We start from the raw sequence: 12563 nt of genomic DNA, 5'->3' as shown, positions 1-12563 counted from the left end.
ACGGAAGGGACGGCAAGGGACGGCATGTACGGCTGGATCTGGCGGCATCTGCCGGGCAACGCGTGGATGAAGGCACTGATCGCGCTGGTCCTGGTCCTGGCCGTGGTCTACGTCCTCTTCCAGTACGTCTTCCCCTGGGCCGAACCACTGCTGCCCTTCAACGATGTGACGGTGGACAACCAGTGAGTGCGCGGATTCTCGTCGTCGACAACTACGACAGCTTCGTCTTCAACCTCGTGCAGTACCTGTACCAGCTGGGCGCGGAGTGCGAGGTGCTGCGCAACGACGAGGTGACAACCTCGCACGCCGAGGCCGGCTTCGACGGCGTGCTGCTCTCCCCCGGGCCCGGGACGCCGGAGGAGGCCGGCGTGTGCGTGGACATGGTCCGGCACTGCGCGGCCACCGGGGTGCCGGTCTTCGGGGTGTGCCTCGGCATGCAGTCGATGCAGGTGGCGTACGGCGGTGTGGTCGACCGGGCGCCCGAGCTGCTGCACGGCAAGACCTCGCTGGTCGAGCACGAGGGCAAGGGCGTCTTCGCCGGCCTGCCCTCCCCCTTCACCGCGACCCGCTACCACTCCCTGGCCGCCGAACCGGCCACGGTCCCGGCCGAGCTGGAGGTGACCGCCCGCACCCCGGACGGCATCATCATGGGCCTGCGGCACCGCGAGCACCGCGTCGAGGGCGTGCAGTTCCATCCCGAGTCGGTGCTGACCGAGCACGGCCACCGGATGCTGGCCAACTGGCTCGAGGAGTGCGGCGACCCCGAGGCCGTGGCACGGTCGGCGGGGCTCGCCCCGGTGGTGGGCAGGGCCACGGCGTGACCGCGCCGCGCCCCGAGCGCGAGGACTTGTACGGCGCCGGAAGCCCGTACGAGCCCTCCGCCGGCGCGCGGCCCCACCCGCGCCACCACCCGGCCGAACCCCGGCCACCCCGCAACACCCCACCACCCTCCAGGCCCGTTGAAGAGCCTCCGGCTGCCGGCCCGTCCCGGGTACCCGGGGAGTCTCCGTCCGCCGGGTCGCCCCGGGTGCCCGTGGACCCCCTGACGGCCCCGCTGCGGCGGGTCACGGACGAGCCCTTGCCGGCGCCGCCGCCCCGGGTGGCCGGTGATCCTCCGACTGCGCGTTCGTCGCGGGTGCCCGGGGAGCCTTGGAGTGTGCCGCAGTCTCCGGTGACCGGGGGCCGTGGGAGCGCGCCGACCCATCGGGTGGCGGGTGAGTCCGTGTCGGGCGATCCACTGACGGCCCGGCTGCCCCGGGTGACCGGGGAGTCTTCGTCCGCTGGGTCGCCCCGAGTGCCCGGTGACTCCCTGACGGCCCCGCTGCGGCGGGTCACGGGTGAGTCCTTGCCGGCGCCGCTGCCAGGCGTGGCCGGGGGCCGTGGGAGCGCGTCGGCTCATCGGGTGGCGGGTGAGTCCGTGTCCGGTCCGTCGCGCGAGGTCGCGGGCGATCCTTTGGCGGCCCGGCTGCCCCGGGTGGCCGGGGAGTCTTCGTCCGCTGGGTCGCTCCGGGTGCCCGTGGACCCCCTGACGGCCCCGCTGCGGCGGGTCACGGGTGAGCCGTTGACGCCCTCGCTGCCCCGGGTGACCGGGGAGTCTCCGACGGCCCGTCCGCCCCGGGGGACCGGAGATGCGCTGACGGCGCCGCTGCCGCGGGTCACGGGTGAGTCCTTGCCGGCGTCGTTGCCACGGGTGACCGGGGAGTCTCCGGCTGCGCCGTTGCCCCGGGTGGCCGCTGCCCGAGGGGTGGGCGGTGATGACGAGACGATGGCTCTGCGGGTGGTGGAGGGGCGGCCCGGTGCGTTCGCGGGGGCCTCTGGGGGCTCTCCGGGGGCCGGGGCCGTTCCTGTCGCGACCGGCGGACGTGCGGCCCGCAGAAAGGCCGCCAAGCGGCGCGGCGGGCGCCGGGCCGGCGGCGTGCCCCCGGTGGAACGCGACCCGCAGCGCCCCCTGACCCGGGTGGAGGCCCGGCGCCAGGCCCGGCTGCGCAAGCCCGGCGCGGCGACCGTGGCGAGCCGGGCCATCGGCGAGGTCTTCATCACCACCGGCGTGCTGATGCTGCTGTTCGTCACCTACCAGCTGTGGTGGACCAACGTCCGCGCGCACGCGCAGGCCGGCAGCGCCACGCACCGGCTCCAGGACGACTGGGCCAGCGGCAAGCGCAGCCCGGGCGTCTTCGAGCCGGGACAGGGCTTCGCCATCCTGCACATCCCGAAGCTGGACGTCGTCGCGCCCATCGCGGAGGGCGTCAGCAACAAGAAGGTGCTCGACAAGGGCATGATCGGGCACTACGGCGAGGCACCGCTGAAGACGGCGATGCCCGAGGACAGGACCGGCAACTTCGGTCTCGCCGCGCACCGCAACACGCACGGCGAGCCGTTCCGGTACATCAACCGCCTCACCCCCGGTGACGCGGTCGTGGTCGAGACGCAGGACACGTACTTCGTGTACAAGGTCACCTCGACGCTCCCGGTGACCCCGCCGTCCAACACCAGCGTGCTGGACCCCGTCCCGCCGGGCTCCGGCCTCACCGGCCCCGGCCGCTACATCACCCTCACCACCTGCACACCGGAGTTCACCAGCAAGTACCGGCTGATCGTCTGGGGCAAGATGGTCCAGGAACGCCCGCGCAGCAAGGGCAAGCCGGACGCGCTCATCGAGTAGGGCTCACCGAGTAAGGGCAGAGGAACTGTGGCAGCGACCGCCGACGAGACCGAAGAGACCACGGACGCGCCCGAACCGGACCCGGCCCCGCGCCGCCGGCGCCCCGGCCGGATCGCGCTGGCGGTCAGCGTCTTCGGCGAACTCCTCATCACGGCGGGCGTGCTGCTCGGCCTGTTCGTCGTCTACTCGCTGTGGTGGACGAACGTCATAGCGGACCGCAAGGCCGACCGGAAGGCCGACCAGGTGCGCGAGCACTGGGCGCGGCAGAAGGACTCCGGTCCCGGCGCGCTCGACACCAAGGACGGCATCGGGTTCCTGCACGTGCCGGCGATGCGCAACGGCGAGGTGCTGGTCGAGAAGGGCACGGGCACCGACATCCTCAACGACGGCGTGGCCGGCTACTACACCGACCCGGTCAGGGCCACGCTGCCCACCACCGGCAAGGACGGCAACTTCGCCGTCGCCGCCCACCGGGACGGCCACGGCGCGAAGTTCCACAACATCGACAAGCTGGAGAAGGGCGACCCGATCGTCTTCGAGACCCGCGACGACTGGTACGTCTACAAGGTCTACTCGATCCTCCCCGAGACCTCGAAGTACAACGTCAAGGTCCTCTCCCCGGTCCCCGGGGAATCCGGCAAGGCCAAGCCCGGCCACTACATCACCCTGACGACCTGCACCCCCGTCTACACCTCCCGCTACCGCTACATCGTCTGGGGCGAGCTGGTCCGCGTGCAGAAGGTCGACGGCGACCGCACCCCGCCGAAGGAACTGCGGGGCTGAGAACCGGGCCGGAAACGCCGCGTGGGCCCTGCCGGACATCCCGGCAGGGCCCACGCGGAGGACGGCGGGCGTCAGCCGCCCATGCCGCCGAAGAAGTTGGTCTCTCCGCCGTTGTCGTTGCCGCCGTTGCCGTTCCCGTGACCGCCGTCGAAGGAGATCGTGGTCAGCGTGACCGTCGTCGCGTTCGGATCCGCCGTGCTGTCCGGCTGCGGGTCCTGCTGGGTGACGAACGCGTTGTCGTCACCGGAACTGCCCTCGGCGAACCCGATGTTGTTGAAGCCCGCCTGCTGAAGCAGCTTCTTGGCGTCCTTCACCCGCTGGCCCACGACCCGCGGCACCGCCGACTGCTGCGGCTGGGCCTTGCCGACGTTGATCACCACATTGGTGTTCTTGACGACCTGCTGGCCCGCCGGCGGGTTGGTGTTCTGCGCCTTGCCGTTCTGGGCGGGGTCGGTGACCGCGGTGTCGGTGCAGCTCGGCACCAGACCCTGCGCCTGGAGCACGGCCTTGGCCTCGTCACAGGACTTGCCGGCGACGTCGGGAACCGCGATCTTCTCCTCGGGCTTGGCGACCGTGAGGGTGATCGTGGTGCCCTTCTCCTTGTTCAGCCCGGGCTCCGGGGTCTGGTCGATCACGACGCCCGGCGTGCGGTCCGAGACCTCCAGCTTCTTCTCGACGTCGAAGCCCTTCTCCTTGAGCTGGGTCTCCGCCTGGTCGAACTGGGCCCCGCGCACGTCCGGCACCTGGACCTTGGGCGCGCCGCTGGAGACCACCAGGGTGATCGTGTCGCCCTTCTCGACCTCCGTGCCGGACGCCGGGTCCTGGGTGCAGACCTTGCCCTTGGGCTGGTCCTCGCACTCCTTGCGGGTCGGCGGGGCCAGTTTCAGGTCGGAGTTCACCGCCATCTTCTGCGCCTCGGCGTAGGTGCGGCCCACGAAGTTCGGCGCCGCGAGGGAGGTGTCGTCGTTCTTGCCGGCGAACGCCCACTTGCCGATCAGGATCGCGCCGACCAGTACGAGCACGCCCGCGATCACCAGCAGCACCGTGCCGGTGCTGGACTTCTTCTTCTGCTGCCGGCGGCGGTCCGGACGGTCGTCGTAGCCGTAGCCGCCGTCGTCGGGGCCCATCGGCGGCAGCACGGTGGTCGCGCCCGCGTCCGCGCCGAGGGCGGTCGTCGCCTGGTCGTCGGGGTAGCCGCCGTAGCCCACCGCGCCCAGCGCGGCCGTGGCCGCGACCGGCTGGCCGTCCAGGCACGCCTCGATGTCGGCGCGCATCTCGTCGGCCGACTGGTAGCGGTAGTTCGGGTCCTTGACCAGCGCCTTGAGGACGATCGCGTCCATCTCGGGCGTGATCTCGGGGTCGAAGACCGACGGGGGCTGGGGCTCCTCGCGGACGTGCTGGTAGGCCACGGCGACCGGGGAGTCGCCCACGAACGGCGGCCGTACCGTCAGCAGTTCGTAGAGGAGGCAGCCGGTCGAGTACAGGTCCGAACGGGCGTCGACCTGCTCGCCCTTGGCCTGCTCCGGGGAGAGGTACTGGGCGGTGCCGATGACCGCCGCCGTCTGGGTCATGGTCATGCCGGCGTCGCCCATGGCGCGGGCGATGCCGAAGTCCATCACCTTGACCTGGCCGCCCCGGGTCAGCATGACGTTGGCCGGCTTGATGTCCCGGTGGACGATGCCGCTGCGGTGCGCGTACTCCAGGCCCTGGAGGATGCCGATGGTCATCTCCATCGCCCGCTCGGGCAGCAGCTTGCGGCCGGAGTGCAGCAGCTCACGCAGCGTGGAGCCGTCGACGTATTCCATCACGATGTACGGGATGGAGACCCCGTCGATGTAGTCCTCGCCCGTGTCGTAGACCGCGACGATCGCGGGATGGTTGAGCGAGGCGGCCGACTGGGCCTCCCGGCGGAACCGGGCCTGGAAGGACGGGTCGCGCGCGAGATCCGCGCGCAGCGTCTTCACCGCCACGGTGCGGCCGAGCCGGGTGTCGTGCGCGAGGTAGACCTCGGCCATGCCACCGCGGCCGAGCACCTGGCCCAGCTCGTACCGGCCGCCGAGGCGACGCGGCTCTTCCATAGCTACCTACCAGCCCTCTCCGTCGGTCTCGGCCGCGCCCCTGTGCGCGGCCGGAGGCGCTGCCGTCCGGGCCTACCGTACCCGGCTCGCTCTGTGTGACCTGGCCAAGCCCGTAACCCGATACGGGACCGGTATCGCAACGTGCGACGATGTGAAAGAGGTGTGAGCGGCGTCACTTCTCTGGTCCCGGGCGGTCACTTCTTGGAGTTGACGACCGCCTTCATGACGTTCCTCGCGATCGGCGCGGCCAGGCCGCCACCGGAGATGTCGTCGCGGTTGGCGCCCTCGTCCTCGACTACTACGGCCACCGCCACCGGCGAGCTGCCGTCGGGCAGCTTGGCGTAGGAGATGAACCACGCGTACGGGTTCTCGCTGTTCTCCACGCCGTGCTGGGCGGTACCGGTCTTGCCGCCGACCGTGACGCCGTCGATCTTCGCGTTCGTGCCGGTGCCCTTCTCGACCACCGTCTGCATCATGTCCTGCAGGATCTGCGCGTTCTTCGGCGACAGCGGCCGGCTCAGCTCCTCCGGCTCGGTCTTGGCGACCGGGTCCAGGTTGGGGGACTGGAGGGCGTCGACCATGTACGGCTTCATCAGCTTGCCGTCGTTGGCGACCGCCGAGGCCACCATCGCCATCTGCAGCGGAGTGGCGGCGGTGTTGTACTGGCCGATGGAGGACAGCGCGGTCTGCGACTGGTTCATGTCGTCGGAGAACACCGAGGCGGTCGCGCGGACCGGGGTGAACTGCTCGGAGTCGAACCCGAACTTCTTCGCCTCCTCCAGCATCTTGTCGTTGCCGAGGTCGGAGCCGATCTTGCCGAAGACGGTGTTGCAGGAGTACTGGAGCGCGACCCGCATGGTCGCGTTCTCGCACGGGATGCTGCCCTCGTTCTTCAGCTCGGTCGTGGTGCCCGGCATGGTCCACGGCAGCGGCGACTCGGTCCGCTGGTCGGCCGAGGTGTACTTGCCGTTCTCCAGCGCCGCGGCGGCCGTGACCACCTTGAAGGTCGAGCCCGGCGGATAGGTCTCGCGCAGCGCCCGGTTCAGCATCGGGTCCGCGGGGTTGTATTTCTTCTGGAGCTTCTTCCAGGCCGCCGCGTCGTCGTCGGTGTTGCCCGCGAAGGACGAGGGGTCGTACGACGGGTAGGAGGCCAGCGCCAGGATCTTGCCCGTGGACGGCTCCAGGGCGACCACCGCGCCCTTGCCGCCCTGCTTCTTCAGGCCCTCGAACGCGGCCTTCTGCGCGCCCGCGTTGAGCGTGGTGACGACGTTGCCGCCCTGCTGCTCCTTGCCCGTGATCATGTCCAGGGTCTTGCGGAAGAACAGCCGGTCGTCGTTGCCGGTGAGGATGCCGTCCTCCAGGGACTCCAGCTGGGTGGCGCCGAAGGCCTGCGAGGCGTACCCGGTGACCGGCGCCCACATGGGCCCGTTCTTGTAGGTCCGCTTGTACTTCAGGTCGTTCAGACCGCTCTTGCTGGACTCGGCCGACCCGGTGATCGGGTCGCCGCCGACGATGATGTCGCCGCGCGGGGTGGCGTAGCGGGCGATCGTGACACGGCGGTTCTTCGGATCGTCCTTGAGGCCGTCGGCCCTGACGTACTGGAGCCAGTTGTCCCGCAGCAGCAGGGTCAGCACCAGCAGGCCGCAGAAGATCGCGATCCGGCGCAGGGGCTTGTTCATGACGGGCGGACCACCTGGGTCATCTCGGCGTCGGGGTTGGTCGCGGGGGCCGGGGCCGGCCGGCGGGCGGTGTCGCTGATCCGGATCAGGATGGCGATCAGGGCCCAGTTGGCCAGCACGGAGGAACCACCGGAGGCCAGGAACGGCATGGTCATACCGGTCAGCGGGATGAGCCCCATGACACCGCCGGCCACCACGAAGATCTGGAGGGCGAAGGCGCCGGACAGGCCGATGGCGAGCAGCTTGCCGAACGGGTCGCGGGCGGCGAGGGCGGTGCGCACGCCGCGCTCCACGATCAGGCCGTAGATCAGCAGGATCGCCATGACGCCGGCCAGGCCCAGTTCCTCGCCGAACGTGGCGAGGACGAAGTCGGAGTTGGCGGCGAACTTGATCAGGTCCGAGTGACCCTGGCCCCAGCCGGTGCCGAGGGTGCCGCCGGAGCCGAACGCCCACAGGGACTGCTGGAGCTGGTCGGAGTGGAGGATGCCGTCATGGGTGATCTGGCGGCTCAGCTCGTACTCGCGCATCGGGTCGAGCCAGGCGCGCACACGCGTCTGGATGTGCGGCTCGAAGCTCGCCACGCCGACGGCGCCGGCCGCGGACATCAGCAGACCGAAGACGATCCAGCTGGTCCGCTCGGTGGCGACGTACAGCATGATGACGAACATTCCGAAGAACAGCAGCGAGGTGCCGAGGTCCGTCTCGAAGACCAGGATGAGGATCGAGATCGCCCAGACGACCAGGATCGGGCCGAGGTCGCGGCCGCGCGGCAGGTACAGGCCCATGAACCGGCGGCTGGCCAGGGCCAGCGCGTCCCGCTTCACCATCAGGTACCCGGCGAAGAAGACGGCGAGGACGATCTTGGCGAACTCGCCGGGCTGGAGGGAGCCCAGTCCGGGGATCCGGATCCAGATCTTCGCGCCGTAGATGTTGGCCCCGAGGCCCGGCACCAGCGGCAGGATGAGCAGCACCAGGGCGCAGAACATCGAGATGTAGGTGTAGCGCTGCAGGACCCGGTGGTCCTTGAGGAAGATCAGCACGACGGCGAACACGGCGATGGCCAGCGCCGTGTACAGCAGCTGGCGCGGCGCGGCCGGGGAGAAGCCTCTGAGCGACTGGAGCAGCTTGGACTGGTCCAGCCGCCAGATGACGACCAGTCCCAGCCCGTTGAGCAGGGTGGCCAGCGGCAGCAGCAGCGGGTCCGCGTACGGCGCGAACTTCCGTACGACGAGATGGGCGACGCCGGCCAGCAGACCGAGGCCCAGGCCGTAGCTGAGCAGCCCGGACGGGACCTGGTCGCTGATGGCCAGGCCCACGTTGGCGTAGGCGAACACCGGGATGGCCACGGCGAAGACCAGCAGGGCCAGCTCGGTGTTGCGGCGGCTCGGCGCGCCGATGGCGCCGATCGTGGACGTGTGATGCGTCGGCGTATTCGTAGAACTGCTCATCGTGTGACGGGGCCTCTCACGGCTTGCCTACTGCTTACCGCACAGCGAGACGACCTTCTGCTCATCCTCCGAGAGAGTGGGGCCGGGGCTGGGGGTCGCGGACGGGGTCGTGGACGGAGACTTCGAAGGGGACGCCGGGGGCGCCTTCGAGGCCGACGGGTTCGGGGCCGGGGAGGCCTTCGTGACGAGGGCGGCCTGGACGGCGAGGGCGGTGACCGGCGCGGCGGAGTCCGCGGAGAACGCGGTCTGCGTGCCCGTACCCGCGGTGGTGCCGGTACCGGTACCGGCACCGGTGGTGCCGTCGGTGGCACCGGTGGTGCCGGTGTTTCCGGTGTCTTCCGGACTCCCGGCCTTGTCCTTGCCGTTCTTGGCGTTGCGCGCGGCCTCGTCGGCCGCCTTGCGCTCGGCCTGCTTCCGGCAGGCGGAGGCCTGCACGGCCAGCTCCTCGACCTTCGTCCGGGCCGACTGGAGGCCGCCTTCGGCGATCGTGGCCTTCACCTGCTTCTGCTGGTACGGCGGCAGGTACTTGAGTTCGATCTCGGGATGGTCCTTCTCCACCTTCGACAGCGACACCCAGGCCAGGTCCTGGCTGATCCCGCGGTAGAGCGCGACGTGCTCCCCTTTGGCGCCGACGTAGTACTGCGTCTGCGTCCAGCGGTAGCCGCCGTACAGTCCGCCGCCGACGACGGCCAGGGCGAGGGCGCCGTAGAGCGAGGTCTTCAGCCATCTGCGCTGCTTGCGCGGCTTGGTGAAGTCGTCGTCGGCGTACTCGCCGAAGCCGTCGGCCGGGGCGTAGCCGGGGTCGCCGGAGCCGGGCGGGCCGAACTCGCCGCCGCCGTGTCCCTGGCGGCCCAGGTGGGCGGCGCGGCCGGCCGGGGTCTGCATGATGCCGTTGTCCTGCGGGTGGTGCTGGTTCTCGGCGACCGCGCCGACCACCACCGGCTGGTCCGACAGCTGGCCGGCGAGGGTGTCGCCCTGGTCCAGGTCCAGCACGTCGGCGACGATGACGGTGATGTTGTCGGGTCCGCCGCCGCGCAGCGCGAGCTGGATCAGCTCCTGCACGGTCTCCTGCGGGCCCTGGTAGCTGGCGAGGGTCTCCTCCATCGTCTGGTGGGAGACCACGCCGGACAGGCCGTCGGAACAGATCAGGTAGCGGTCGCCGGCGCGGACCTCGCGGATGGAGAGGTCGGGCTCGACGTGCTCGCTGCTGCCGAGGGCGCGCATCAGCAGGGAGCGCTGCGGGTGGGTGGTGGCCTCTTCCTCGGTGATGCGGCCCTCGTCGACGAGCCGCTGCACCCAGGTGTGGTCCTGGGTGATCTGGGTGAGGACGCCGTCCCGCAGCAGATAGGCGCGCGAGTCGCCGACGTGGACCAGGCCGAGCCGCTGTCCGGTCCACAGCAGGGCGGTCAGGGTGGTGCCCATGCCCTCCAGCTGCGGGTCCTCCTGGACCATGGCGCGCAGCTGGTCGTTGGCGCGCTGCACGGCGACGCCTAGGGAAGTGAGGATGTCGGAGCCGGGCACGTCGTCGTCGAGCGCGACGATGGTGGAGATCACCTCGGAGGAGGCGACCTCGCCGGCCGCCTGGCCGCCCATGCCGTCGGCGATCGCCAGCAGGCGCGGGCCGGCGTAGCCGGAGTCCTCGTTGTGGCCGCGGATCATGCCCTCGTGCGATCCGGCGGCGAAGCGCAGTGACAGACTCATGCGCACCTCGCCCGTCGGCTCCGAATGCAGCCGGTCGTGTCGAGCCACACTGCCCACCCTCCGGTCGGGAGCGCGCCGGAGACCGGGTGGCGGCCTGCCGCGGCGTGCTCGCTCCGCTCGCGCTTATTCATGACGTGGCACTACTTCCGCAGCTCGATCGCGGTCTTGCCGATGCGGATCGGCGCGCCCAGCGGGATCGGTGTGGGGGTCGTCAGCCGGGTCCGGTCCAGGTACGTGCCGTTGGTGGAACCGAGATCCTCGATGATCCACTGGCCGTTCTGGTCCGGATAGATCCTGGCATGGCGGCTGGAGGCGTAGTCGTCGTCCAGCACGATCGTGGAGTCGTGCGCCCGGCCCAGGGTGATGGTCTGGCCCTGCAGCGCGACGGTGGTGCCGGTGAGTGTGCCCTCGGTCACCACCAGCTTGGTGGGGGCGTTGCGACCGCGTCGGCCGCCGCCGCCCTGCTGGCCGCGCTGCGGCGGCGGCGCGGCCTGCTGCCGGGCCTGCTGCCGCCCGCCCTGCTGGGGCCGGGCCGCCTCCCTACGCGATCCGCGCTGGGTGACGCGCGTACCGAACAAGTCGCTCCGGATGACCTGCACGGCCACGATCACGAACAGCCACAGTACGGCCAGGAAACCCAGCCGCATGACCGTGAGGGTCAGCTCTGACATTGCCCCCGCTTCACCCTTCGGCTTGCCTATAGATAACGGTGGTGCTGCCCACGACGATCCGCGAGCCGTCGCGGAGCGTAGCGCGGGTGGTGTGCTGCCCGTCCACCACGATGCCGTTGGTGGAGCCGAGATCCTGGATCGTCGAGGGCGTTCCGGTCCGGATCTCGCAGTGCCGGCGGGAGACGCCGGGGTCGTCGATCCGCACGTCGGCGTCGGTGCTGCGGCCCAGCACCAGCGTCGGGCGGGAGATCTGGTGGCGGGTGCCGTTGATCTCGATCCAGTAGCGGGTGCGCGCGCCGCCCATCGGGGCCGCGGCGGGCCGCTGGGTGGCGGGCTGCGGATAGCCGTACCCGCCGGGGCGGGCGCCGGGCGGCGGCGTGGGAGGCATCGGCGGGGCGCCGGCGGGCGGGGCGGGCTGCGGATAGCCGTAGCCGCCGGGGGCGCCGGGCGCGGGACGGCCGGCCGCCGGTGCGGGCGGGGCCTGCTGGCCCTGCTGGTCGCTGGAGGAGGCGAGGGTGCGCGAGCGCACCCGGTACAGGCCGGTGTCCAGGTCGTCGGCCTTCTCCAGGTTGACCTTGATCGGGCCCATGAAGGTGTAGCGCTGCTGCTTGGCGTAGTCGCGCACCATGCCGGCCAGCTCGTCGCCGAGCTGCCCGGAGTAGGGGCTGAGGCGCTCGTAGTCCGGCGCGCTCAGCTCCACGATGAAGTCGTTGGGCACGACGGTGCGGTCGCGGTTCCAGATGGTGGCGTTGTTGTCGCACTCCCGCTGGAGCGCACCGGCGATCTCCACGGGCTGGACCTCGGACTTGAAGACCTTGGCGAAGGTGCCGTTCACCAGACCTTCGAGACGCTGCTCGAACTTCTTCAGGACTCCCATGGGCACCTCCTCCGTCCCTGCCGTCGTCTTGCCTTGCTGTGTGCCGCTGCCTTGCCGGGGTACTGCCGGGTACTGCTTACTGATCGTATCTACGCGCCCGCCAATCAGCCGGTTCCCCCAGCCGCTCCCCTTCGAACTCCTGGCGCGTGTCCTGCTGCCATGGATCGTAGAGGCGGGCGAAGACCAGTGTCCCGCACCCGGCTGTGCGCCCGGCCCGCCTTCCGGGGAGACGGCCGGGACCGGTACGAGGTTGATACGTGAACCGCGTCTTACCGAGACGGACGGGACCGCCGGGAGACGGGGGACGGGCGGCCCGCGCACCGGCCGCCCGGCGGGGCCCGGGACCGGCGGGAAGGCGGGTTGGGGGGCCGCCGGGAAGGGATGTGAATCCACCCCGGACGTCGTGCTAATGTTCTCGATGTCGGAAGGGGCCAGCCCGAAAGGGAAGGAACCGGAAGACACACCCAATGCGCGGGTGGCGGAATAGGCAGACGCGCTGGATTCAGGTTCCAGTGCCCGAAAGGGCGTGGGGGTTCAACTCCCCCCTCGCGCACAACGCAGAAGTGGGCGGTCTCTCAGAGACCGCCCACTTCTCTTTTCCCGGTTCGGTGTTCCTGTGAGGAAGCTCTCAGGATCCGGTGGGCCGGGCCGAGTTGGCGGGCCG

10 protein-coding genes and 1 tRNA gene are annotated in these 12563 nt (G+C 70.7%); 5 read left to right on the top strand and 6 right to left on the bottom strand.

What is annotated here, in order from left to right; translation table 11 throughout:
* Positions 1-24 precede the first annotated feature (24 nt).
* From SCK26_RS18535 to SCK26_RS18520, 4 genes are all read left to right on the top strand, one after another.
* Entirely contained in the window at positions 25-186 is a 162-nt protein-coding gene (locus tag SCK26_RS18535) for a hypothetical protein (RefSeq protein WP_318202418.1), read from the top strand.
* On the top strand, positions 183-821 hold the full coding sequence (locus tag SCK26_RS18530) for an aminodeoxychorismate/anthranilate synthase component II (protein WP_318202417.1): 639 nt from the start codon (positions 183-185) through the stop codon (positions 819-821). Before SCK26_RS18535 ends, SCK26_RS18530 begins: the two co-directional genes overlap by 4 nt.
* Positions 822-1537: 716 nt before the next feature.
* Positions 1538-2662, top strand: coding sequence for a class E sortase (locus tag SCK26_RS18525; protein WP_412080857.1), 1125 nt, complete (start codon positions 1538-1540; stop codon positions 2660-2662).
* Positions 2663-2689: 27 nt separating this feature from the next.
* A complete protein-coding gene (locus SCK26_RS18520) occupies positions 2690-3445 on the top strand; it encodes a class E sortase (protein WP_318202416.1) in 756 nt (251 codons plus the stop codon).
* A 71-nt stretch (positions 3446-3516) separates the two neighbouring features.
* On the opposite strand, the gene pknB is transcribed toward SCK26_RS18520, so the two are convergent.
* The 6 genes from pknB to SCK26_RS18490 form a co-directional block, all read right to left on the bottom strand.
* A complete protein-coding gene (gene pknB / locus SCK26_RS18515; protein ID WP_318202415.1) occupies positions 3517-5523 on the bottom strand; it encodes a Stk1 family PASTA domain-containing Ser/Thr kinase in 2007 nt (668 codons plus the stop codon).
* Between the two features lie 194 nt (positions 5524-5717).
* A complete protein-coding gene (locus SCK26_RS18510; RefSeq protein ID WP_318202414.1) occupies positions 5718-7202 on the bottom strand; it encodes a peptidoglycan D,D-transpeptidase FtsI family protein in 1485 nt (494 codons plus the stop codon).
* Complete coding sequence (locus SCK26_RS18505) at positions 7199-8650, bottom strand: FtsW/RodA/SpoVE family cell cycle protein (protein ID WP_318202413.1); 1452 nt, start codon at positions 8648-8650, stop codon at positions 7199-7201. Before SCK26_RS18505 ends, SCK26_RS18510 begins: the two co-directional genes overlap by 4 nt.
* A gap of 27 nt (positions 8651-8677) precedes the next feature.
* A complete protein-coding gene (locus tag SCK26_RS18500) occupies positions 8678-10351 on the bottom strand; it encodes a Stp1/IreP family PP2C-type Ser/Thr phosphatase (RefSeq protein WP_318202412.1) in 1674 nt (557 codons plus the stop codon).
* A 140-nt stretch (positions 10352-10491) separates the two neighbouring features.
* A complete protein-coding gene (locus tag SCK26_RS18495) occupies positions 10492-11022 on the bottom strand; it encodes an FHA domain-containing protein (RefSeq protein WP_318202411.1) in 531 nt (176 codons plus the stop codon).
* A 10-nt stretch (positions 11023-11032) separates the two neighbouring features.
* A complete protein-coding gene (locus SCK26_RS18490) occupies positions 11033-11899 on the bottom strand; it encodes a DUF3662 and FHA domain-containing protein (RefSeq protein ID WP_318202410.1) in 867 nt (288 codons plus the stop codon).
* A 469-nt stretch (positions 11900-12368) separates the two neighbouring features.
* On the opposite strand from SCK26_RS18490, the gene SCK26_RS18485 reads away from it, so the two are divergent.
* Positions 12369-12452: transfer RNA gene (locus SCK26_RS18485), tRNA-Leu, on the top strand.
* Positions 12453-12563 lie beyond the last annotated feature (111 nt).

Source organism: Streptomyces sp. SCL15-4 (assembly GCF_033366695.1).
Lineage (GTDB): Bacteria > Actinomycetota > Actinomycetes > Streptomycetales > Streptomycetaceae > Streptomyces.
This window is presented reverse-complemented; position numbering and strand designations above follow the sequence as displayed.

Bases quoted from the DNA above. Each gene is read 5' to 3' on its own strand.
- SCK26_RS18500 (WP_318202412.1), bottom strand. From the start codon at position 10,351: ATGAGTCTGTCACTGCGCTTCGCCGCCGGATCGCACGAGGGCATGATC.
- SCK26_RS18490 (WP_318202410.1), bottom strand. From the start codon at position 11,899: ATGGGAGTCCTGAAGAAGTTCGAGCAGCGTCTCGAAGGTCTGGTGAAC.
- pknB (WP_318202415.1), bottom strand. From the start codon at position 5,523: ATGGAAGAGCCGCGTCGCCTCGGCGGCCGGTACGAGCTGGGCCAGGTG.
- SCK26_RS18510 (WP_318202414.1), bottom strand. From the start codon at position 7,202: ATGAACAAGCCCCTGCGCCGGATCGCGATCTTCTGCGGCCTGCTGGTG.
- SCK26_RS18495 (WP_318202411.1), bottom strand. From the start codon at position 11,022: ATGTCAGAGCTGACCCTCACGGTCATGCGGCTGGGTTTCCTGGCCGTA.
- SCK26_RS18505 (WP_318202413.1), bottom strand. From the start codon at position 8,650: ATGAGCAGTTCTACGAATACGCCGACGCATCACACGTCCACGATCGGC.
- SCK26_RS18535 (WP_318202418.1), top strand. From the start codon at position 25: ATGTACGGCTGGATCTGGCGGCATCTGCCGGGCAACGCGTGGATGAAG.